At 47.1% G+C, this 21,942-nt stretch carries 25 protein-coding genes; 11 read left to right on the top strand and 14 right to left on the bottom strand.

Going from position 1 to position 21,942, the window contains the following annotated elements; all coding sequences use genetic code 11:
• Positions 1 to 5 precede the first annotated feature (5 nt).
• The 5 genes from KNP62_RS10880 to KNP62_RS10860 all read right to left on the bottom strand — a co-directional run bounded on the left by KNP62_RS10880 (position 6) and on the right by KNP62_RS10860 (position 3,794).
• On the bottom strand, positions 6 to 1,334 hold the full coding sequence (locus KNP62_RS10880; RefSeq protein WP_214695701.1) for a hemolysin family protein: 1,329 nt from the start codon (positions 1,332 to 1,334) through the stop codon (positions 6 to 8).
• A 91-nt stretch (positions 1,335 to 1,425) separates the two neighbouring features.
• Positions 1,426 to 1,899: a DMT family transporter gene (locus tag KNP62_RS10875; protein ID WP_214785524.1), complete on the bottom strand. Its 474-nt coding sequence runs from the start codon at positions 1,897 to 1,899 to the stop codon at positions 1,426 to 1,428.
• Between the two features lie 11 nt (positions 1,900 to 1,910).
• Positions 1,911 to 2,585, bottom strand: a complete 675-nt coding sequence (locus KNP62_RS10870; RefSeq protein WP_214695695.1) for a Crp/Fnr family transcriptional regulator — start codon at positions 2,583 to 2,585, stop codon at positions 1,911 to 1,913.
• A 14-nt stretch (positions 2,586 to 2,599) separates the two neighbouring features.
• Complete coding sequence (locus KNP62_RS10865; RefSeq protein WP_214785523.1) at positions 2,600 to 3,025, bottom strand: DMT family transporter; 426 nt, start codon at positions 3,023 to 3,025, stop codon at positions 2,600 to 2,602.
• Between the two features lie 109 nt (positions 3,026 to 3,134).
• Positions 3,135 to 3,794, bottom strand: coding sequence for a type 1 glutamine amidotransferase domain-containing protein (locus tag KNP62_RS10860; protein ID WP_214695688.1), 660 nt, complete (start codon positions 3,792 to 3,794; stop codon positions 3,135 to 3,137).
• A gap of 372 nt (positions 3,795 to 4,166) precedes the next feature.
• On the opposite strand from KNP62_RS10860, the gene KNP62_RS10855 reads away from it, so the two are divergent.
• Positions 4,167 to 5,270, top strand: a complete 1,104-nt coding sequence (locus KNP62_RS10855; RefSeq protein WP_214785522.1) for a glycerol dehydrogenase — start codon at positions 4,167 to 4,169, stop codon at positions 5,268 to 5,270.
• Positions 5,271 to 5,287: 17 nt separating this feature from the next.
• Here KNP62_RS10855 and KNP62_RS10850 read toward each other — a convergent pair whose 3' ends face one another.
• Together KNP62_RS10850 and KNP62_RS10845 are read right to left on the bottom strand one after the other, a co-directional pair.
• Complete coding sequence (locus KNP62_RS10850; RefSeq protein ID WP_214785521.1) at positions 5,288 to 5,755, bottom strand: hypothetical protein; 468 nt, start codon at positions 5,753 to 5,755, stop codon at positions 5,288 to 5,290.
• Between the two features lie 55 nt (positions 5,756 to 5,810).
• Positions 5,811 to 6,029 (bottom strand): hypothetical protein, encoded by a 219-nt coding sequence (locus KNP62_RS10845; protein WP_074036747.1) that lies wholly within the window; start codon positions 6,027 to 6,029, stop codon positions 5,811 to 5,813.
• A gap of 174 nt (positions 6,030 to 6,203) precedes the next feature.
• Here KNP62_RS10845 and KNP62_RS10840 point away from each other — a divergent pair, with 174 nt between their 5' ends.
• Both KNP62_RS10840 and KNP62_RS10835 read left to right on the top strand, forming a co-directional pair.
• Positions 6,204 to 7,043, top strand: coding sequence for a M15 family metallopeptidase (locus tag KNP62_RS10840; protein ID WP_214785520.1), 840 nt, complete (start codon positions 6,204 to 6,206; stop codon positions 7,041 to 7,043).
• Positions 7,044 to 7,119: 76 nt separating this feature from the next.
• The gene (locus KNP62_RS10835) at positions 7,120 to 7,455 is read left to right on the top strand and encodes an antibiotic biosynthesis monooxygenase (protein WP_214785519.1); all 336 of its coding nucleotides are present in this window, start codon (positions 7,120 to 7,122) and stop codon (positions 7,453 to 7,455) included.
• Here the strand turns inward: KNP62_RS10835 and KNP62_RS10830 are convergent.
• Positions 7,438 to 8,139, bottom strand: coding sequence for a CBS domain-containing protein (locus tag KNP62_RS10830; protein ID WP_214785518.1), 702 nt, complete (start codon positions 8,137 to 8,139; stop codon positions 7,438 to 7,440). The genes KNP62_RS10835 and KNP62_RS10830 overlap by 18 nt on opposite strands.
• Before the next feature lie 114 nt (positions 8,140 to 8,253).
• Here KNP62_RS10830 and KNP62_RS10825 point away from each other — a divergent pair, with 114 nt between their 5' ends.
• Positions 8,254 to 8,985 (top strand): AzlC family ABC transporter permease, encoded by a 732-nt coding sequence (locus tag KNP62_RS10825; RefSeq protein WP_214785517.1) that lies wholly within the window; start codon positions 8,254 to 8,256, stop codon positions 8,983 to 8,985.
• Positions 8,982 to 9,284 (top strand): AzlD domain-containing protein, encoded by a 303-nt coding sequence (locus KNP62_RS10820; protein ID WP_214785516.1) that lies wholly within the window; start codon positions 8,982 to 8,984, stop codon positions 9,282 to 9,284. The genes KNP62_RS10825 and KNP62_RS10820 overlap by 4 nt, the downstream gene beginning before the upstream one ends.
• A 30-nt stretch (positions 9,285 to 9,314) precedes the next feature.
• On the opposite strand, the gene KNP62_RS10815 is transcribed toward KNP62_RS10820, so the two are convergent.
• Positions 9,315 to 10,793, bottom strand: a complete 1,479-nt coding sequence (locus tag KNP62_RS10815) for an HD-GYP domain-containing protein (protein ID WP_214785515.1) — start codon at positions 10,791 to 10,793, stop codon at positions 9,315 to 9,317.
• A gap of 103 nt (positions 10,794 to 10,896) precedes the next feature.
• On the bottom strand, positions 10,897 to 12,648 hold the full coding sequence (locus KNP62_RS10810; RefSeq protein ID WP_214785514.1) for a mechanosensitive ion channel: 1,752 nt from the start codon (positions 12,646 to 12,648) through the stop codon (positions 10,897 to 10,899).
• Between the two features lie 221 nt (positions 12,649 to 12,869).
• Here KNP62_RS10810 and KNP62_RS10805 point away from each other — a divergent pair, with 221 nt between their 5' ends.
• The 4 genes from KNP62_RS10805 (at position 12,870) to KNP62_RS10790 (ending at position 15,436) form a co-directional block, all read left to right on the top strand.
• Entirely contained in the window at positions 12,870 to 13,283 is a 414-nt protein-coding gene (locus KNP62_RS10805) for a methylglyoxal synthase (protein WP_026824646.1), read from the top strand.
• A 44-nt stretch (positions 13,284 to 13,327) separates the two neighbouring features.
• Entirely contained in the window at positions 13,328 to 14,188 is an 861-nt protein-coding gene (locus KNP62_RS10800; protein WP_214785513.1) for a hypothetical protein, read from the top strand.
• Positions 14,189 to 14,300: 112 nt separating this feature from the next.
• Positions 14,301 to 14,816 (top strand): YflT domain-containing protein, encoded by a 516-nt coding sequence (locus KNP62_RS10795; protein WP_214785512.1) that lies wholly within the window; start codon positions 14,301 to 14,303, stop codon positions 14,814 to 14,816.
• Positions 14,817 to 14,830: 14 nt separating this feature from the next.
• Positions 14,831 to 15,436, top strand: a complete 606-nt coding sequence (locus KNP62_RS10790; protein WP_214785511.1) for a YflT domain-containing protein — start codon at positions 14,831 to 14,833, stop codon at positions 15,434 to 15,436.
• Positions 15,437 to 15,473: 37 nt separating this feature from the next.
• Here the strand turns inward: KNP62_RS10790 and KNP62_RS10785 are convergent, their stop codons facing one another.
• From KNP62_RS10785 to KNP62_RS10775, 3 genes are read right to left on the bottom strand one after another with little or no spacing between them, the layout of a single operon-like run.
• The gene (locus tag KNP62_RS10785; protein ID WP_214785510.1) at positions 15,474 to 16,436 is read right to left on the bottom strand and encodes a 2-hydroxyacid dehydrogenase; all 963 of its coding nucleotides are present in this window, start codon (positions 16,434 to 16,436) and stop codon (positions 15,474 to 15,476) included.
• A gap of 47 nt (positions 16,437 to 16,483) precedes the next feature.
• Positions 16,484 to 17,626, bottom strand: coding sequence for a YcjF family protein (locus KNP62_RS10780; RefSeq protein WP_214785509.1), 1,143 nt, complete (start codon positions 17,624 to 17,626; stop codon positions 16,484 to 16,486).
• Positions 17,627 to 17,640: 14 nt separating this feature from the next.
• Positions 17,641 to 18,759: a GTPase gene (locus tag KNP62_RS10775; RefSeq protein ID WP_214785508.1), complete on the bottom strand. Its 1,119-nt coding sequence runs from the start codon at positions 18,757 to 18,759 to the stop codon at positions 17,641 to 17,643.
• Between the two features lie 80 nt (positions 18,760 to 18,839).
• Between KNP62_RS10775 and KNP62_RS10770 the strand changes: the two genes are divergently transcribed.
• Both KNP62_RS10770 and KNP62_RS10765 read left to right on the top strand, forming a co-directional pair.
• Positions 18,840 to 19,229 carry a VOC family protein gene (locus KNP62_RS10770; protein ID WP_214785507.1) on the top strand — a complete coding sequence of 130 codons (390 nt, stop codon included), beginning with the start codon at positions 18,840 to 18,842 and terminating at the stop codon, positions 19,227 to 19,229.
• 93 nt (positions 19,230 to 19,322) lie between these two features.
• Complete coding sequence (locus KNP62_RS10765) at positions 19,323 to 20,123, top strand: formate/nitrite transporter family protein (protein ID WP_214785506.1); 801 nt, start codon at positions 19,323 to 19,325, stop codon at positions 20,121 to 20,123.
• Positions 20,124 to 20,173: 50 nt separating this feature from the next.
• Here KNP62_RS10765 and KNP62_RS10760 read toward each other — a convergent pair whose 3' ends face one another.
• Positions 20,174 to 21,646: an alanine/glycine:cation symporter family protein gene (locus tag KNP62_RS10760; protein ID WP_214785505.1), complete on the bottom strand. Its 1,473-nt coding sequence runs from the start codon at positions 21,644 to 21,646 to the stop codon at positions 20,174 to 20,176.
• Positions 21,647 to 21,942: the final 296 nt, after the last annotated feature.

Below are 21,942 nucleotides of genomic sequence, written 5' to 3'. Positions count from 1 at the left end.
TTGCATCAATCCTCTTCTTTGACTGGTTCTGTTAATTCAGACACGAGCACTTGGTCAACTCGTTTGCCGTCCATATCCACGACTTCGAAACGAAGACCGTACGCTTCGACCACGTCCCCCCGCTTCGGAAAATCACCTAATGCATAAATAACGAGTCCGGCGAGCGTATGATACGAGTTGCGTCCCTCATCGAAGCGATCGTCCCGAATCTCGAACGTTCGTTTCAAGTCCTCGATCCCGAGTAACCCGTCCGCTAAATACGATCCATCCTCACGACGAACCACTTCCGGTGTATCTTCTTCAATCATGACTTCTCCGACGATTTCTTCCAAAATATCGAACAGCGTGACCATCCCAAGGAATCCACCGTATTCATCTAAGACGAATGCGATCTCGACACCATTTTTCTGCATCATCTGAAGCACTTGGCTCGCTTCACGTTGTTTTGGCACGATAAGCGGTTGCTTGATGCGCTTTAAAATTTGTGACGGTTCACGCAATGTCGGTAACGTCAAAATGTCACGCACATCGATATATCCGACAAAGTCGTCGAGTGAGTCGCGACCGACTGGTAACTTGTTATGCTTACTCTCGTAAATCGATTTTTTCATGTCATCCATGTCATCCTCTAAGTCGACCCATTCAAGCGTCGTCCGAGGTTGCATGAGCTCATAAATCAATTGATCGTGGAACGCAAAGACGCGTTCGACTTGTTGCACTTCTTCATGGGCGAACTGACCTTGCTGAGCTCCTTCAAAGAGAAGCTGTTTAATCTCAAGCTCAGTCTCTCCACTCGTTTGTTCTGCCTTTAATCCAAGGAGTTTGAATAAGAAGAGCGTCGATTTCGATAAAATCCAAATGAATGGGCGCATCAACTTACTGAATAGATCGAGCGACGGAATGATTGCCATCGTTACTTTTTCAGGCGAGACGAGCGCAATCCGTTTCGGGACCAATTCACCAATGATGAGCGACAGATACGTAATAATCGTAACGACGGCCACATAAGCAACGGTTCCGGCATACTGCGTACTCATTCCGGCTTGTTCAAATGCCGATGCGAGCGGTGCCGAGAAGCGTGCGCCCCCGTATGCCCCGTTAATAATCCCAATCAATGTGATTCCGACTTGAACGGTCGACAACAAATCTGTCGGGTCTTTCGAATAATGAAGCGCAATCTTGGCACTTCGTTTCCCTCGATTTGCTTCAACCTCAAGTTTTGCAGGCTTCGATGAGATGAGCGCAATTTCTGTCATCGCAAAAATCCCGTTCAACACAATCAAAAACAAAACAATCAACAAATCAATCACTATGGAAGAATCCACTTTTTTCATCACCTCAGCTATTTTTAAAACCATACTGCTTCATTTTAACAAAAAATCGTTACCAACCTGTACCCGTTTTGCTCGAAAAAATAGCCACTCCTTATGAAGTGGCTTCGTTGACAGCTTGTTTGGCGATAGCCGCCGTCTGAGACTGTTTAAAGAGAATAACCCCGACGAGCAGGACCGTAAGCCCAACGACTTGTCCAGCCGATAACGTAATTTGAGGCATCCCGAAAGCGCCATACAAATCGACGATTAACGCCCAAATGAGTTGTGACACGAGGATGAGTGACACGGACAAAGTCGGTCCAAGCAGCTGGATGCTCCGCATGACACAATACACGACACCGACGCCAAGCAATCCACCGAGCCAATAGATTGGCGACACATCACGCAATCCGGAAAGATTGCCTCCGAATAACAGTAACGGGATGATGGAACCGACCAATCCGACGATGAAGACCAACACTGTCGTCGCCCATGCTCCTAAATTTGTATTCATTTTTGCATTGACCGCTGCCTGTACACTAATGAATGCTCCGGCCACTGCTGAACAGATGATCCCAAAAATCATATAATCTCTCCTTACTCATAGAACATACCGTTCGCACGTTCCTTCAATCGTTCACTATTTAATATGACAACTTCTTTTCTCGTTCGCGTGACCAATCCTTCATCGACGAACGCCTGCAACGTCCGATTCAAATGACGATAACTCGTCCCAAGCCATTCGGCGACTTCTTTACGCTTCAGTTGACTCATCTCAGCTTGAAACAGCTCGTTACCCGATTCACTAAGGGAAATCAAATAGCCCGCCAACCGTTCTTCAAGTGTCGACATGAGATGATTGGATGAGGCGTTCGCCTCGATGAACAGTTTTTCGGACACCCCACGCAATAGGTGTTCCGTGAATTCGACCGTACGATTATGACGACGAAGTGCCTCAAACGGAATCCGTAAGCAGGTTACCGAACCAACCGCCTCGACAGTATGCAATACGTTACGACCACTCGCATATTCGATGTCTCCAATGAGCGTCGGCGCAGCTTTCAAACGAAGCAAGCGCAACTTCCCTTCTTCACTGAGTGTATAGATTTTGACACGTCCTTCGAGCACGACGAACAAGGATTCAATGTGTTGATTGTTCGAACAAAGCATTGTACCGGATTCATAAGTGACTAAAGAAGAAGCTTCAAGCGTTTCGTTAGAAAAAAGGTGATTCCACTGCAATCTTGTCAGTGCATCCATCATATTCATCATGAGAATTGAACTCCTTACGCGAATGTATAGATTCCGATCCCGACGACCATCAAGACGAGTCCCATGACCTGTCCCGTATTCATCGGCTTCCGTTTGACACCAAACCAACCGTTCAAATCGATGATAAAGGCGCCTAGCAATTGTGCCACAAGCAGGACACAGATTGCCCACGTCACACCAAGTTGTTGAATCGCTGTCAGTTCGCCGAAGACGACGAATACACCGAATAGTCCACCTAGACTATAATACCAAGGGACACGTTTGAAAGCTGTCATGTCTGCATCTCGTTTGAAAAAGTAAATGACGAGCGCTAACAGAAGTCCGACAAAATGGACGATTGTGACAGACATCCACGCCCCTACCGCATCTCCTAGTTTGGCATTAAAAATTCCTTGTAAAGCAATAAACGTACCAGATAGTATGGCAAATATAATTCCCATGTCATTCCCCTCTCTCTTCGTCTGACTGTACAAAAAGAATGACCGCTTGAATAGGACATATGTCCAAAAATAAAAAGCAACTTCGAATAACCGAAGTTGCTTTATCTATTTATCCTAGCAATTTGACAAGTTCTTTTCCGACTGCTTCAGAAGACTGAGGGTTTTGACCTGTGACGAGTCGCTCGTCGACTGCCACATTCACTGCCCAGTTGTCGGCTCCTTTGAACTGTCCGCCTTGATTGCGTAGTCCCGTCTCAAGTAAGAATGGTACAGCAGAATCGAGTTGCATTTCTTTTTCTTCTGCGTCCGTGAATCCTGTCACTTGTTTATCTTTGACGAGTGGTTCATCGTTGCTCAGTTTCACATTGACCAATCCAACTGGTCCGTGGCAAACGGCACCGACAATATTTCCACTCTCATAAACGTTACGAATAACGCGTTGTAGCGTTTCATTTTCTGGGAAATCGACGACTGTCCCATGACCACCTGGCAAATAAATTGCGTCATACGACTCGTCTGCGACTTGATCAAGTCGCGCTGTGTCTTTGAGCAACTCGCGTGTATTTAGAATGTCTTCTGACAAGCCATCTTCTAAACTATTTGCATCGATTGGCACGTCTCCACCTTCGATACTCGCGACCGTCACTTTGTATCCTTCTTTTTCAAATAACAAGTAAGGCACGGCAAACTCTTCAAGCCAAAGTCCCGTTGCGTGGCCATTTGATAATTGATTCGCTGACGTCGTGACAATCAGTACATGTTTCGACATACTCAATTCCTCCTTCAATAATGAACATACGACACTATTGTTCCCGATTCATCATCCGTTAAACCTTATGAACTGCCTCACCGTCATCAGGTAGTTCTTTTTTTGACCTGGTGATTTATTCGTCCTGCCTTTTTTCCACATCCTTTTATACTGTAGATGAATCGACACTTAGACCTATGAAGGGGATATCTCGTATGACGAAACGAATGAATGACTGGGGGTTTCTCATTGTTGTCGCCATCATCATCTTGTTGCTTGTGCTCGGTCAGTTGCCAATCTTCATGTAATCTTCACGGTATTCCTTCACAAACTGTAGTATGATGTCGTTGTAAGCACTTACACTAAACCCGATATGAAAGGATGAAGTTTACTATGTCAGAACGTATTTTCATCAGTCCGGCTAAGTATGTGCAAGGGAAACAAACGATTGATCGCATCGGAGAGTATGTCGCTCACTTCGGTTCAAACGCTTTACTCATCGCGGATGACGTCGTCTGGGAATTGGTCGGTTCGCGTGTGACACATTCACTGCAGGCGAGCAATATTGAGGCGACGAAAGCAGATTTTGTCGGTGAGGCATCGAAGCATGAAATCACTCGAATCGCCACAGATGTCAAAGAGAGTGGCACCGCGTTCGTGATCGGTCTCGGTGGTGGTAAAACGCTTGATACAGCAAAAGCGGTCGCAGATGAATTGGATGCGCGCATCGTCATTGTACCGACGATTGCTTCGACAGATGCACCGACGAGCGCACTTTCAGTCATTTACACAGATGAAGGCAATTTCGAAAGTTATCGTTTTTATAAAAAGAATCCAGACCTCGTTCTGGTGGACACCGAATTGATCGCACAGGCACCGCCGCGCTTCCTTGCATCAGGCATTGCCGATGCTTTGGCGACGTGGGTCGAAGTCCGAAGCGTCCTTTCATTCGGAGGAAAGACGATGGCCGGTGGTGTCCCGACGCTTGCGGCGGAAGCAATCGCCGAACGTTGTGAAGAAGTATTGTTCACGTATGGTATTCAAGCGTATGAAGCCGTCAAGGCAAAAGTCGTTACACCTGCGCTCGAAGCCATCGTTGAAGCCAATACCCTATTGAGCGGTCTCGGCTTTGAAAGTGGTGGTTTGGCTGCAGCCCATGCCATTCACAATGGATTTACCGCGTTAGAAGGGGACATCCACCATTTGACGCACGGTGAAAAAGTTGCATTTGGAACACTTGTGCAACTCGCACTCGAAGGACGTCCTCAAGAAGAATTCGAGCAGTACGTTGCATTTTATATGGCACTCGACTTGCCGGTCACACTCGAAGATATCAAATTGAAAGATGCATCTCGAGAAGATATCTTGAAAGTCGGAAAAGCCGCCACGGCAGAAGGCGAAACGATTCATAGCGGTTTTGATGTCACGCCAGAAGAAGTTGCAGACGCCATCATCGCAGCTGATCGATATGCCCGTCTTTATCAAGAACGGTTATAAAAATAGCGAGAGGAAGCTCACACGGCTTCTTCTCGCTGTTTTTTGGTCGGGATGAACGAAAGGACAATCCCAACCCCCATACAACTGACTGTCAGGAAAAAGAAAGTCAGCTGGTTCATATAAATGATATTCGTGAACTGGTTCCACCCTTCGGCGAAAGACTCATTCGTAGATAAACGAATCCCTTCCCGAAGAGACGTCGCTTGCGATTGATTGGTCACCCAGGCAATCCCGGCCATGATGAGACTACCCAAACCTAACACGATTCTCCCCATCGGTCGCACGGATGCCGTGACTCGACGTGTCATAAGAACCGTAATCCAAATGAACAATAACAGAAACGGCCATCCAATCAAGAGCACAATCCAGTATATATTCCCTTCGCTCGGTGTTTCCGAATACGGGGTTGTCATTACTTCACCAAGCTTAAAGATTACAAACGCGATCAACGTCACGATAAACCATGCTTTTATTAACTTCTCCATCTCAACACCTCGTCCTTAGTATAGCAAAAACACCGTATGCGTCTGCATACAGTGTTTAGTCTTTCGGGCGGACGACGTAGTAAATCAAAATGACGAGCCACGTCCACACTCCTGTAAAAATTCCGATAATCCCGACGATGAAGAATCCGAGCGGAATCATCGATTTCGTTCGATTGTAGTCCTTCCACATATTCGATAGCCCTTTAATATTAAAGTATAAAAAGGCAAAGAACAGGACGAGCAACAACAGTGGTAATCCAAATAAGACTTCCATTCGCTCACTCCTTTCTACGATCTCATTCGTTATGTTTATTGTATCGGATTTGACTCCTTGCTTCATCGGACCCAAGCTGTATCCTCATCCGACCTGAGGATGGATAAAAGATGCTCAGTCCATCAAGAAAACGGGAAAAGGAACATCATCTAACCCACGAGGAGGCGTTTTGCCATGAAGTCCCTGCGTATCTTGATTATTTGTCTGCTCCTGTTGCAAGCTTCGCCGGTGACAGCGGCATCATCGTCCCCACAACCAGGTTATACCATCAAAACAACCTACCTATACGGTCGTGCAATGCAATCTTCACCTGTGTTGAAGGCGTTACGAACGAATGTCCCTATCCGTTACACCACGTATAACCGAAGTTGGTCCAATGTCTATATCGGGAGTACAAAGTACTTCACTCCGACCACTAACCTAAAAGCCGGCATCCCTAAAATGCCAACGGCCGACCGGTTACGACTCGTCAATAAAACAAATGGGCTCCCGTCCACTTATCGTTCCCCACAACTTGTGACCTTAACCGTCCCAACTGTTTATCAAAAAGGTAGTGAACGTACACTGATGACAGCGGAAGCCGCTTATGCGCTAGCGAAATTGTATTACGCAGGTCGAAAGCAAGGTCATACGTTATACGCACTCAGCGCCTATCGCTCCTATTCAACTCAAAAATCGCTATATACCTACTGGGTCAATACGCGCGGAGTCGCATACGCTTCAAAATATGTCGCCCGTCCCGGATACAGTGAACATCAAACCGGTCTAGCGGTGGATATGACGAGTCAACGTATGCGTCTAGGATTATACGCTTCCTTTGACCAATCGCCTGAAGGAAAGTGGATGATTCAAAACGCCCATCGTTACGGCTTTATCGTCCGTTATCCGAAAGGAAAAGAAAAAATCACTGGATACAATTATGAGCCATGGCACTTGCGCTATGTCGGGGTAACCGAAGCGACGATGATGAAGCAGAAGAACTGGGCGTTTGAAGAATGGTGGAGCAAACGTTGAGTGAGCATCCTTTTTTAGACATTTCCCTGTTCACGGTATAATGGAATCATCTTATTCGTATAGGGGGACATGCGGGATGTGGATTGTTATGAATAAACTAGACGTTGAAAAAGGAAAAGTCGATGCTGTCAAATCGCGTTTCGAGACGACAAAAGGAATCGAAGCGATGGATGGCTTTGTCCGGATGCAAGTGTTGACGGATACGTCCGATGCAGCAATGGACCATGTGGTCATCATGACCACATGGCGGGATGCGGCAAGCTTTGAAAATTGGCGCGACAGCAATGCCTACAAGCACGCCCATAAGAAACGAGATGACGGGACGTCGGAAGTAAAACCGATCGTCCTCGGCAACACCGTGACCCAATATGAGGTCGCGATTGAACACCTCGCCTCAACGGAGCGCGTTTAATAAATCTTGAGGACGGATGATTCCAAGTAGCGTTTCATCTGGACTACCAGTCTCCGTAATCAGGAGGGCGTCGTATCGTGCGCCCTCTTTCATTTGCGTGAAGCAGTGTTGTGCCTCAATCACTGTCGCATCTTTTCGAATAAATCGATACCGATGCATATGCGGATCATGATGGAGAACATGCTTCACGCGAACTCCTTTGAGTGATAAGTTGGTTCCGTCGATCGTCTCGGCCAACCAACTGGTCACTCCTTTTTTCGTCAGAAGACCACGCCAAGAACCGTTGTCGTGATATACGGGAAACTGTGAGTAATTTTTATCGCGAATCTCTCGGAGCACCTCCGTCAAAAAATCTTCGGACTGAAACGTCACCACTGATTTCGCAAACAACGGGATGACGAGACGTGGATGAAGCAGTTCCCGTTCCACCTCTAAAATCAATTCGACGAGCGACTCGTGAGGCTCCGCGATAATAAAATCGGGTTCACGCCGCTCATGGACGATTGCATTTCGCAGTTGACTCATTTGATGTAAATCTTCTTTATACCGATCGATGATTGGATTTTGTTTCGCTAACCGATTCACCATATTGCTAAAACTGAAATGCTGGCCATCTCCCATCTCTCGACTCAAGTAGTCCTCGATTCGATGGTAGGATGCCAAAAATTCTTCAGCACGACTCATGTGACCACCCTCCTTAACGATACATGTATACCCTCTTTTTCATCGTTTCAGCAGGAAACCGTCCATTCATCCCGAATGACATAGAAATCATCTTGATCATCAAGGAGGGCTGTCATGGCGACTTCAGTTCAATCCACATCCCCATCTTCACAACAGTCGACATTTCGCGCGGGACTGCGAGCAGGTATTCCCGTCGCCATTGGATATATCCCGATTGCCATCGCCTTCGGTCTTTTGGCAAAATCGTTTGATCTGCCAAACGTGATCACGTTGTCCATGTCGTTTTTTATCTTTGCAGGAGCGAGTCAGTTTATCACCGTGCAATTGCTGATGACCGGTTCGATGTATTGGGAAATCATTCTGACGACGTTCATTCTAAACTCTCGTCATTTTTTAATGTCCGCCTCGTTGTCGCAACGAATCGATACAACGTCTCGCAAGCTTTTAGCAGCCATTGCGTTCGGTGTCACCGATGAAACATTCAGTATCGCATCCACCCGAAAAGAGGCACGTTCTGGTCTGTTCGTTCTCGGATTGAATACGATTGCCTTTCTCGCTTGGAACATCGGTACTTGGATTGGTGTCTTTCTCGCTTTCGGTCTTCCCGGCACGTTACAAGCGAGCATGGGCATTGCGCTATATGCGATGTTCATCGGGTTACTCGTCCCGTCCTTGACGAATCGCCCTGTCTTCGTTGTTGCGAGTTTCGCCATCGTCATGCAAGCGGTGCTTCATTGGATGATCACGCCGTTCTTTCCGATTTCAGATGGAATTCGGATCATCATCGCGACTGTCGTCGCAGCCGGAATCGGTGCTTTTCTATTTAAGGAGGGTGAGGTCTCATGATGTCCTTATTTTTGCTCGTCCTAGGGTTGGCGCTCGTCACGTATCTTCCTCGCCTCGTCCCGCTACTCTGGTTAAAGGAATTGGCGTTACCGGCATATATGAAACGATTTCTTTCCTTCATCCCGTATGCGGTATTGGCTAGTTTGATTTTTCCGGGAGTCTTGTCTTCGACGACCACTACGACGTCCGCTTTGTTCGGAGGAGTGGTTGCTACGATGCTTGCGCTACTCCGCGTCAATCTCGTCGTTGTCGTTATCGGAGCCGTATTCGGTGTGTACGCATTCCAAACTCTATTCTAAAAGGAGCCGCACACGAGGTGCCGCTCCTTTTTATGCAGATATCGCTTGTCGACGAAGCCTTACGAATACGTCTACAAATTCGCTGTCCCATTGCGTGCCACGACCGCTCTCTAAAATAGAGAGTGCCTTTTCCATCGGCATCCCAGAGCGATAAGGCCGATCAGACGTCATGGCGTCATAAGCATCGGCAATCGCCATGATTCTTCCGAACAATGGAATATCGACCTCACTTAAGCGGTCCGGATACCCTTTGCCGTCGATTCGTTCATGATGCGACCGAACCCCGGCCAAAATCGGTTGAAGGGATGCCGGTAAATGAATTTGACTCAATATATGAATGCCAATCGTCGGATGTTCCTGAATTTTTGAGAACTCTTCGTCTGTCAATTTTCCTTCCTTCAGCAAGACATCATCACGAATCCCGATTTTCCCGATGTCGTGAAGAAGTGCAGACTTATTGAGTAAATCGATTTGTTCCTTTGGCAAATGAAGCGCACGGGCAAGCTCTACCGAGTACATCGCCACACGTTCTGAATGACCGGCCGTATAAGGGTCACGTGCATCGAGGGTTGCCGCGAATAAAATGAAGAGACTGTCCAACAGTTGCGCATTCTCTTGTTCACGAGCGTTCACCGTCTCGACCATTTGGTTGAACCCACCAATCAATTGGGCGAACTCATCTAAATAGGGGTTTTCGATTTTTTGGAGTCGTCCTGATTCCATCTGCTCGATTCCCGACGTCAAGAGTCCAATCGGGCGTTTGATATTGTCATAGAGTAAGAAACTACATAACACTGCAATCCCAACGATAATGACAAGAATCACGAACGCCCAATTCCAATATGTATCCGTCCGAGTCGAGGTCGACAATTGAACGCTCGAGGCCAACATAAACAACATGATTGGAAAGACACCCGTAATGAGCATGCTAATCAATAATTTAGTTCGGACACTGAATGACCGATATGTTGCATGGATAGGCTGATGATAAAGTTCGAAGTGCCTTTCTTTCATATACACGAGTAGCGGTTCCACCGACCGTACCGTCAAAAAGTACTCAATCAACGCGTGCAACACGGCAATCATGACGGCACCGATGGCAGCTAGACCAATCAAACGATACGGTAAATCAATCCAGCCATTGTAAATACATATGGTCGTCAAAGCGATTGACGGAATGGATAATCCAAATAAATGAGGACCCAAAATTCGCTCGACCGTTAAAATTGGGAAGCGGCTCGCTTGTTCGAACGCCGACGCCAATTCTTGTATCGTCGGAGACTCAGTTGCAAAAAACCGTCGGATCGGTCGAATATGTTTACGATACAAAAGAAGTTCTGACGTAATCATGACAATTCCCGAACCGAACATAATGGCCAGAAGTAGTCCGATTTCACGAACTGACAAATCAAGCGTCTGAAAAATGAAAACGCCCCCCACACCAAAAACCGCTAATCCTGAGCCAATCACATAGTTCACAACGAGTGTTCGTTGAAATCGTTCAAACATCCCTCTCACCTCTGTCACTCTTTTCTTTATCTATCGACCAGATTCCTTTCAAAGTTGAACACAAAAAACGGACCTCCACATGGGAGATCCGTGAAAGAATCAATTAAGGGCGTAACGGACCATCGTTGTCGTCAAGTGAACGATTGTCTTGATCTGGAGTGATATTGTCGTGGAACGGATTTGGTTCCGGTCCGTTTACGTGATCTTCCGTTGAATCATGAACGTCTCGCTTCACTTCGTTCTTCGATTGTTCCGCTTCCTGCTTCGACTGCTCAACACCTTGTTTGGCTTGCTGTTTCGCAGCTTCCGCTTCGCGACTCATCTGTTCTTTTTCTTTTTCGAGTCCTTCTTTTGAAACTTCCGTCTCATCAATACGGTGCTCCGCTTTTTTCAAGTAGCGTGCTGCCGTCTCGCGACCGCCAAGCCCGAAAGCAAGACCGAAGGCGAGGGCAACGGCTCCAAGAATAAGAAGGAAGGCCGTATTGACAATCATCGGCGCGATGCCGAGCTGGCTGATGGCCATGAAGAAGACGAGTCCGAGAATCGCATATTTCGCTACGTAACGAAGCGCACTCGGTTGTCCTGCGCCATCGACAAGAACACTTCCGACCAAACGTTCTGCCATGTTAGCTAACCAGAAGCCGACCGCCAAGATGATGAGTGCCGCAATCACCATTGGCAAGTAAGCGAAGATTGCAGTGGCGAGAGACGCCATGAACTCGAGATTCGCCACCTGAAGTGCTTCAGATACGAAGAGTAAGATGACGATCACTTGTACAATGACACCGACCACTTGGGCGATCGACATCGAAGATGCTCGTTCCCCGAAGCCCATTTTATGAGCCAATGAATTGACGCCAAGGTTCTCAAGGAGTGATACAACGACACCCTTCAACCATCTTGCCACGAATACACCGACGAGGACGAGGACGATTGCGACAAGGATGTCTGGAATCATGACAAGAACATCATTGAGCATCGCAATCGCTGGTTCCGAGATTCCTCGAATATCAAGCGCTTCAAGTGCCGAAATCGTGACCGGAATCATGATGAAGATGAACACGATTGTACCGATTGCTTTCGCAAGACTCGATCCCTTCACATAGTCAGAAAGATGGAATCGCTCTGCCAATCGATCTAATCCTGCTGCTTCAAGGAACTTCGTCAAAATGTCACGTACAATCTTCGCGACAATATAACCGATTGCGAAGATGAGCGCTGCTGCGACAAGCTTCGGAATGAATCCAAGGAAACTGTTCAACAAGTCTTCGAATGGTCCGCTGACCCCACGAAGTCCCAATGCGTCAAGTACAGCCGGTAATGCCAATAAGAGAACGAGATAGAAGACGATGTTCGCGACCGTATCGACCCATTTCGTTTGGTTGACACTTGTCGATTCTTGTCCCGTTTTTTCCATCAACTTGCTTAAATTCAAGCGGTGCCCCGCCATTTGAATCCCTTTTTTCAAAAGGGTAGCGATGACCCACGCAACGAGTAAAATCAAACCTGCTTTAATGACACCGATAATCAACCCAGAGAATCCTTCATAAATCTGACTGAACGGCTCCGTAATTGCAGGGACATTCATGAATTCAAAGATGATCAGGAATGCGAGAAGTAACACCCCAAAGAACACCACTTTTGCAATAATGCGTTCAGGTGTCCATTTATCTCCTTTTTCCCCCTCTTTTTTGATACCTGCCCGCTCATCGAGTCGTGCCTTCTTCAATGCTTTTCGTGTCACGTTTTCCAATACTTTCGCCAAGATATAACCGACTACGAGAATAACAATTGCTAGTAAAAGTTCTGGTAGCCATGACATGAACGAATTGAAGTTATACGTTGTATTGTTCACCGAATCTTCCTCCTTTTTTTATGAAATGATTGCTTTTCCTTAACAGTGCTATTTCTTAAATACCTATATTTCAAAATTATCAAACATTATGCACATGACAACTCGTTTACATCACTATTACGATTCAGTGGAAATGGGTAGGTAAGTTAAGAGAGAAATCGTGTCAAATCACGTGAGATATGATACGAATAACATGAGAAGTCATTTTAGGAGGAATTAAAATGAACATCGCTTTAGTGGCTCACGACAAAAAGAAAGACGATTTGATTGTTCTCATTAAAACGTATGCACATATTCTAGAAAAGCATCAATTGTTCGCAACAGGTACAACCGGTAAGCGAATTGCGGAAGCGACCGGGTTACCCGTGCATTGTTTCCGCTCAGGACCGCTTGGAGGAGACCAAGAAATTGGAGCTGCCGTCGCACGTGGTGAGATGGATATGATTATCTTCTTCCGGGATCCACTGACTGCCCAACCTCACGAACCAGACGTGAGCGCATTGATGCGTCTTTGTGACGTGTATTCCATCCCCCTTTCGACAAATATGGGAGGAAGCGAGATTTTGATTCGAAGCATCGAACAAGGTGATTTCGAGTCGCTTAAACTTTCTCATAATGACGAACCACCTGCGTGACCATGACAAACCAAGAAAGGAGAGGAATCTCCCTGGAACCGAATATGATTCATGACCCGAACGTCCAACAGTTCTTTAACGAAGTACGTCATCGCCTGATCGAACTGCTTGGAAATGAGGCGGAGGCGGACCGTCTCTTACTGGCACTCGCCGGCTATATCCGTCATGCAGAAAAAACAGGACAGTCGTTAGACGGTCTCTTAAATCAAGACCCCCACGAATACGCCCGTTTCCTCATCGAACAACCCGAGACGAATGAAGAATATCGTCGTCGTTACCACGTCTTGATTGAGGCCTCAGATGAATTAAAACCTCATGAAAAAGTCCAAGCGAATCGAGATTTTGACTGGGCCATCAATCAGCTTGATGAAGCAAAACTGTCATTAAAAGAAATTGAGGTCCGAGATCTTGCTTTCCTCGCCTATACAAAAATCGAGGCACTCAAATCATCACGTACAATTTGGAACCGATTCGGATGGTTGCTTGGTATGATTTTGGCATTCTCCTATGCGAACTTACTGCTCGTCATCGATGATGTATTCAGTGGGCGCTTATTCACCGCCCCGATGTCGACATATCCGGTAGACTATCTCGCATTCCTGTTACCTGTTCTCGTGACCGGTGCCATCTTCGGTATATTGACCCGTTTTCGGCACCATGTCCACACGCTCGGAAGAAGGATTGCGTTCGCCTTACTCATTGTCATCGTCTACATCACATCAATCTTTTTGATTCAACCGATTTTAATGACGCTCGGTTGGTCGTTTATCATTCAATTGACTCCACTGTATGCGCTGATTTTATTGGCAATTAGTGGCTTCATGGCCATTTGGACATTAATTGAATTCGTCTGGAAGAGCACACGTTGTTCGCTCGGGGACGACACACTCATGCTTTATTACTAACCACGCCACTCCTTTCAGAGGATGGCGTTTTTTGTTTCAATTTTGGATAGAACGGAAATTACTCCTATTGTGACGCTATTTGAAGATTGACCAAAATATAAGGAGGTATTCGATGTCAGAACGTAAAATGATTGGTCTGTTTCAGACGGAACAGGAAGTCATGCATAAAGTAGACGAGTTGAAGGCTGCAGGGGAAGCTGAGAAAAATATGCATGTCGTTGCCAAACGAGATGGGGAAATCTCCGCATTACGTGACCATACGGATGTAAACGCCGAGGCTGGGGTTCGAGATGTAAATTTACTCGATCGCGTCAAAGCATTTCTGCATGGGAGTGATCGCATACGTGACGAACTCCGAAACATGGGACTCAGCGATGCAGAGGCAGAAGAGTATTATGATGCCATCGATGAAGGACAACTTTTACTTTATATCGATCGTCATTCATATGACCGCTATCCGAACATGTACAAAAAAGATAGCGAACTCGATCATGACAAAGGAGAAAAGGCGGATGGCATCGCGTTTGATGCGAAACCATTCAACGACCATGACGAAGAACCAAAAGGTACAAAGGATGACCCGATTGTACGTGGCCATTCCGGCTTAGAAGACCATCGACGACTATAAGGAGGAACACAACCATGAACGAAAAACAATTTATCAGTATGCATGATACACAGGACGCAGCACTCGGGAAAATTGAAGAATTACGAGCAAAAGGATACGAAGATTCGCACATTTACGTCATCACAAAGCATGAAGACAACGTATCGATTTTGAGACGTGATACAGATGTTCATACGGAAGCTGCACATCAGGCAAGTTGGTTTGATAAAGTTCGGGCTTTCTTAAGTGGTCATGAAGATGTTCATGCCGGCTTACGAAACATGGGACTCAGCGAGGAAGAAGTGAAACGTCACTATGACGATGTAGAGGCCGGTAAAATTCTCGTATACGTCGACGAAGACTTTGAACGTCGTCATCAGGACGGGGTGACGGTTGACGCGAAACCGTATCAAGACGCATCCTCCACCCATCTCGGTAGTCACACAGACGACGGATTGGAAATCGACTCGAAACCGTACCATGAGGCCAAGACCGTCGACCCAAGTCACCCGGTAGACCCGGAGCAAGACAAGCTTGATAAAGAAACAAAGAATCCTGACCGAGAAGAAAAACTACGCGGTCTCGATGATCGTGCGTATCGAAACGATGTCGAAGACCCAGACAACATTCGACGCTTTTAACATGACAAAGAGCCTGACGCACGCGTCAGGCTCTTTGTCATGTTAAACGATTCTTCGGTTCCTTTCCTTCCAGCACGTTCACGATGGCATCTCGGTTCAACGCCATCATCGCGAGACGTGTCCGAATCGAGGCACTCCCGATATGCGGTAGTGTCGTCACGTTCGGAAGCGTCAATAGCGGATGATCCAAGTCGACCGGTTCTTTCGTGAACACGTCGAGGCCAGCCCCCCAAATCTTTTTCGCCTTGAGCGCCTCATACAACGCCTGTTCGTCGATAATCTCTCCACGAGCCACGTTGATGAAAATCGCTGTTTCTTTCATCTTGGCAAACTCATCTGCTCCAAGCATTCCACGCGTCTCGTCCGTGAGTGGTGCGAGAACGACGACGAAATCAGATTGCGTCAACAGTTCATCGAGCTCCGCATAGGTGAAGCCATACATCGACTCCGACTCGTGACGACGCGTCCGGTTGTGATACAGCACCTCCATATCAAACCCTCGTGCCCGCCGTGCGACCGCCTCACCAATCCGTCCCATACCAATAATGCCAAGCTTCGCTTGATAGAGGTCCATCCCGACATATCCCATCGGCAGCCAAGATTTCCACTCGCCAGCACGTAAATCACGCTCTGCCTCACCGAGACGCCGTGCCGTCATCATCATGAGTCCAAACGTCAAGTCCGCCGTCGTTTCGGTCAAGACGTCCGGAGTGTTCGTCACGATGACTCCCTTCTCTTTCGCTGCGTTCAAGTCGATATTGTTATAGCCGACAGCCAAGTTGGAGACGACCTCTAAATTCGTGGCACGTTCAAACACTTCGCGGTCAATCGTGTCACTGAGCATCGTCCATAGTGCATGTGCACTTTCCACCTCTTCTAGAAGAACCTCACGTGGGACACTCTGCCCCTCATGTTCCCACATACGCACATCATAATGGTCACGAAGTGGCGCGACTGCTTCTTCTGGCAAGCGTCGCGTAATATAGATTCGTTTTTTCATCTTTCTCCCCCTCTCTACACTTACTTGTAGTCTAACAAAAGGGATCGTTAGGATGGTTGATTCGACTTCGGATTTTGTTTCAAGAACTGTTCAAACAACGAACCGAACTCTTGATTCAACAACTGCTCGATTGTTTTTGAGGAGTCCATCGCATTTCGATAGGCAATTTCGTTGATGGCGAGTCCGATTGCCCACGTGATTCCTGAGGCAACCGTCGCATTGATGACACCGGCTGCCGCATTCGCTCCCGGGAAGAACTTCATGACATTCAATAGAATCGTTTTCGATAACGTACGTCCGATTTGTGGGATAATCGTGCTTCCAATGAGCGTCTTCAGTAAATCATCACTCGCCTTCACGCCCCAATAGCGAAACAGATGGACGCTCATCGTCACTTGAATCGGTGTCAAGGCCACGGCATCGGCAAACGGAAGCGGGACTGCAGCGGCCGTTCCTGCGCTCGCCACATAGCCTGAGATGATTCGATTCGCTTTCTTCCGTTTCAACTTGAGCATCGCTTCACTCTCTGCCTGAATCTCCATCAAGAGTCCTTCCTGCAAAGAAGCGTCTAGCTGTTCGACCGACCACACAATCAATCGTTCCCAATCGACATACTGTCGTAACGTCTCATCATTTAATATTTCCGAAGAAATACTGACTTGGAATACGGATTCCTCTGATACGACCTCATCTAGTTCACTTCGTAGCGCCGTCAGTTCATCTAAATCAACTTGGTCAATCTGTGTAAATAAGACAGCGACAGCAGTCGATTCACGAAGACGATGGATCAGTGTCTTGTCGAGTGGTGTGACACGTTTTGTCGCGGCGTTGATTGTGTACCAAACGAGATGGATTCGTTCGGATGCTTCTTGTTTCTTTGCGTTCTCCACAAACCCGATGACTTCTTCCTCGTAATGTTGTTGGCGGGCACTCCCAATCTCGTACCCTTCGCTATCAAACAACGTGACCGCAATATCGTCACTCTTATATTGATGGATTCCCCGAGTGACGGGTTCCCCTGCCGCCACCTTTGTCAAATCTCGACCAAACACATGGTTCACGACCGAACTTTTTCCCGCTCCCGTCGCCCCTGCGATGAGGATGTTTGGTTTCTTTACATTTCCACGAAGTCGCTCGAGCTCTGCTTTCAAATCATAGTCTTTAAAATCAAACCGCTTTGTCGATTCCATTCTCGTTTCCCCCTTTATGAGTTGAGCGTTTGCCCTAGCTGACGCATCTCGCGCTCAAAGCCACGTCGAATCTCTTCTTCAATCGTTTGTTTCACAGATGTGTATTGCTGATCGATGGCCTTTTTGATGCCTCGTTCTGCCGTTCGGCGCTTGAATGCCCAGTAAATGAAATGCACTCCGGGAATCATTCCGAGAACCATCTTCCTTACCGTTTTTCCAAATGAATAGTCAAATCCGAGTTCGACTCGTCTCGTTCTAAACAAGTGGTCTGCTTGTTCACCGACTAATGGGTACCGTTGCATGAGTTGGATATAGTGACGCACCCCTTCTGCCATCGCGTCTTCGGTCGTTACGGCCGCCTGCTCGAGTGTTTTCTCTAAATCCTTTTCAATGTGACGGGCTTTCCAACTAATCATCGCCTGTGGGGTCAGCATACGGATTTTTTCTGCCGAGTCGATACTTCGAATCCGCCAATCTTCCAACTCTTCTAAAAGATGATTCGTCAGATTGATGGGAAGTTTTCGTTCGATGTCTTTCCAAAGGTTCGTCCGATTCCGTTTCCATACCTCTTCATAGCCTCTTACCGGGACACGTTTCCCCGTCAGTAACTTCTTCTCGACACTGTTGACACGAATGATATCCCCTTTATCGATTGGCAATTCACGTAACAATACCCGTTCCATCGCTTCCGCCTTCTGCACACTCATCGGGTCTTCTTCATTGAAGTTGGTCAGAATGAGAGTGACGTTGCTCCCACGTTCATATAACGGCTTTAAAATCGCCTCGAGCTCGTATGCCTCGACACGCCCTGACTGCACGGACAGCAAGTAGTAAATCGTGTGAAACCATTCTGCGATATCGAGCGCCCCTTCGCGCTGATGCACAATGGATAGGATCGCTTGATGCCACTCTTCGGAGCGGTCTGCCTCGAGTCCCCACGTATCAAAGAACCGAAATAAGATTCCCCGTTCTAAGTCGTAATACTCGTACTCATGAAGCCCTTCTGCGGTGACCGGACTTCCGGCACGCGATTCGGCGACGTCATGTCCATATATATAATTGATGAACGCACTCTTTCCGACGCCAGTTTTCCCGGCAATCAAAATATTCGAGACGAGCCCTGTCCGATCCATATGCTTCCTCCCCCATTCGTTGTATAGTTCAATTATACCGAATGGAGCAATTTCAAACGTCCATCGAAAGGATGATTCTCATGCTTCACCATGTCGAACTATACGTATCCACCCTAGATGACAGTATACGCGCTTGGGAATGGCTTCTCTGTGACCAGCTAGCGTACACGCTCTACCAATCGTGGCCAGAAGGTCGAAGCTATCGTTACGGCGATACATATATCGTGTTCGTTCAGACAGAGGAAGACCACCTTACTCCGTCCTACCATCGAAAAAAGACCGGACTCAATCACTTGGCGTTTCATGCCTCATCGCTCGCACAACTAGAAGAAATCCGACAGCAACTCACGTCACACGGGTTTCGTGAATTGTATGCTGACCGTTTCCCTCACGCAGGGGGTCCGAACTATACCGCACTGTTTTTTGAAGACCCAGACCGCATCAAAGTTGAACTCGTGGCAACGATGTGAACGGTTTCGTGAGAACTTCTTGAAAGTTTGTGAAAACAATTGCAAACTTTATAACAACCTCCTAGACTGAAAATGTCTAAAGGAGGTCTTCTTATGGAAAAACAAGTCATCGACTATATGGAAGAAGCCGCATTTACAAAATCGTCATTGCTTCAGCAATCATTTTCGCAATACATGTTACGTTCGATAATCGCTGGATTTTTGATTGGGATCGGGGTCGTCTTCTCGTTCACGGTCGGAAACATGTTCATCGATGTGCCCGGCACGATGCTCATCGCCGGCGCGAGCTTCTCGGTCGCGCTCGTCTTCATCGTCTGGATGGGGGGAGAACTGTTTACGAGTAACACGATGTATCTCTACACCGGGGCAAAACGAGGTCGTGTCGCCTGGTTAGACTTAGCAAAAATATGGGGACTCAGTTGGTTCGGTAACTTGATTGGTGCCCTCATCCTGTCCTTACTCGTCATCGGCGCTCACAGTATGGGCGAAGTGACGGGTGACCACCTACTAGCTGTCGTCGCCGCGAAAAAAATCGGTGGAGATGCCCTCGCGATTTTCCTGAAAGGCATCTTGTGTAACGTGCTCGTCTGTTTGGCCATCTTCATGCCGCTCAAAACAAATAACGACGTCGCGAAGATCATGCTGACGATGATTCCAGTCGTCGTATTTTTTGCCGCCGGATTCGAGCACTCGATTGCGAACATGGGCGTTTTTGCGCTTGCGCTTCACTATGTACCGTCGGACCTCATCACCTTCAGCGGTGCTCTTTACAATCTATTCTTCGCTACACTCGGTAATATTGTCGGTGGTGCGTTGTTCGTCGCCGGAAGTTACGTATATTTGAATAAATCGGAGACGGAACAAGCCGTCAAACCGATGCGTCATCACGCATAAAAAGACAGGGACCCCGATTAGCAGGGTCCCTGTTTGTTTCATTTCACGAATTATGATTTTGAAGAGTCAGCAGCGGCTGCTTGAACAGAACCTTGTGCCACTTCGTCTTCTTCCACGTCCCAGCATTCTGTGTTCTCGATGCCGAGTTTACGAGCAGAGAAGCGTGGGTTGAGACCTTGAGCACGTTGCTCTTCGTAGTCTTTAAGAACTTTGAAGGCAACGCCACCGAGCAATGTGATAGCCGCAATGTTGATCAATGTCATTCCTGCCATGAAGAGGTCAGCGAGGCTCCATACGAATCCGAGGCTTGCGACCGCTCCGATGAAGACGAATGCCATTGTTGCGAGACGGAATCCGAATACTGCACCTTTGCTCTTCTTGATGAATTCGATGTTCGTTTCACCGTAGTAGTAGCTTCCTGCGATTGAGCTGAACGCGAACAAGAAGACGCTGATGGCGATGAATGCTGGAGCAAGTGCCCCGATTTGTTCAGTCAAAGCGTTTTGAAGAAGGACGATCCCTTCACCGTTCCCTGAAGCATAGCTGTCTGAGAGAAGGATGATTGCTGCAGTAGCCGTACAAACGATCAATGTATCCAAGAATACACCGAGAGCTTGAAGGAAACCTTGTTTCGCTGGGTGCGATACTTCAGCAGCTGCTGCTGCGTTTGGTGCAGAACCCATACCAGCTTCGTTCGAGAAGAGTCCACGACGGACACCCATTGAGATTGCAGCACCGATTGAACCACCGACCGCTTCGTCTAAACCGAATGCGCTTTGGAAGATCATCGCGAACACAGCTGGAAGTTCAGCGAAGTTTACAACAACAACGTAGAGTGCGATTGCAAGGTAGAGAACTGCCATGACAGGTACGACGATTGCCGAGAAGTTCGCGACACGTTGTACACCACCAAAGATGACGAGACCAGTAAGGACGACTAAGACTGCTCCACCGATGACTGCATCGACACCGAACGCGTTATCGAATGCTGCAGCGATCGTGTTCGATTGAACAGAGTTGAAGATCAAACCAAATGTGACGGCGATGAGAACTGCGAATACGATTCCGAGTGCACGATTGTTCAATCCTTTTTCGATGTAGTAAGCCGGACCACCACGGTACGCAACATCGTCTTTCACTTTGTATACTTGAGCGAGTGTGCTTTCAATCATAGCTGTTGCTCCACCGAGAAGGGCAACAATCCACATCCAGAAGACCGCTCCCGGTCCACCGAGTGTGACGGCTACCGTGACCCCTGCAAGGTTACCTGTACCGATACGAGTTGCGGCACCAATAAAGAATGATTTCATCGAAGAAATACTCTTCCCGTCTTTCGAAAGTGTCACGTCCGATTTATCTGTAATCGTCCGGAACATTTCTTTTAAGTAACGGAACTGCATAAATCGTGTTCTGACCGTGAAGTAGATCCCGGCTCCGACGAGCACGGCGATCAATACGTACGACCATAAGATGTTGTTCAAAAAGTCGACGCTTCCCTGTAACATACCTTGAATCGCTTCCATGAATAAGTTCCTCCCTGTTGTGTGAATCTGAAGTTGAGAATTTTTTATGATGTCTTAGTTCTGAATTATACAAAGATTCTGACAATTGGCAATAATTTTTTTATAGGTGATTTCACTCTTTTTTCACATCAACTAAGCAAGATTCCTTATTTATAAGCACTTAAAGCGCTTACATAAAAATGTTTAGAAATATTAAATCATGATTAATTCGACATATTTCAAAATTAAAATTCATTATTTCTGAGGCTAAATCAATCAATCATCTATTTTACTACTCTGTTTTTTCGCATAAAATA

This window comes from Exiguobacterium sp. s183 (assembly GCF_018617655.1).
Taxonomy (GTDB): Bacteria; Bacillota; Bacilli; order Exiguobacteriales; family Exiguobacteriaceae; genus Exiguobacterium; species Exiguobacterium aestuarii_A.
The sequence above is the reverse complement of the archived record's forward strand: the minus strand, read 5'-3'. Positions and strand labels throughout refer to the sequence as shown.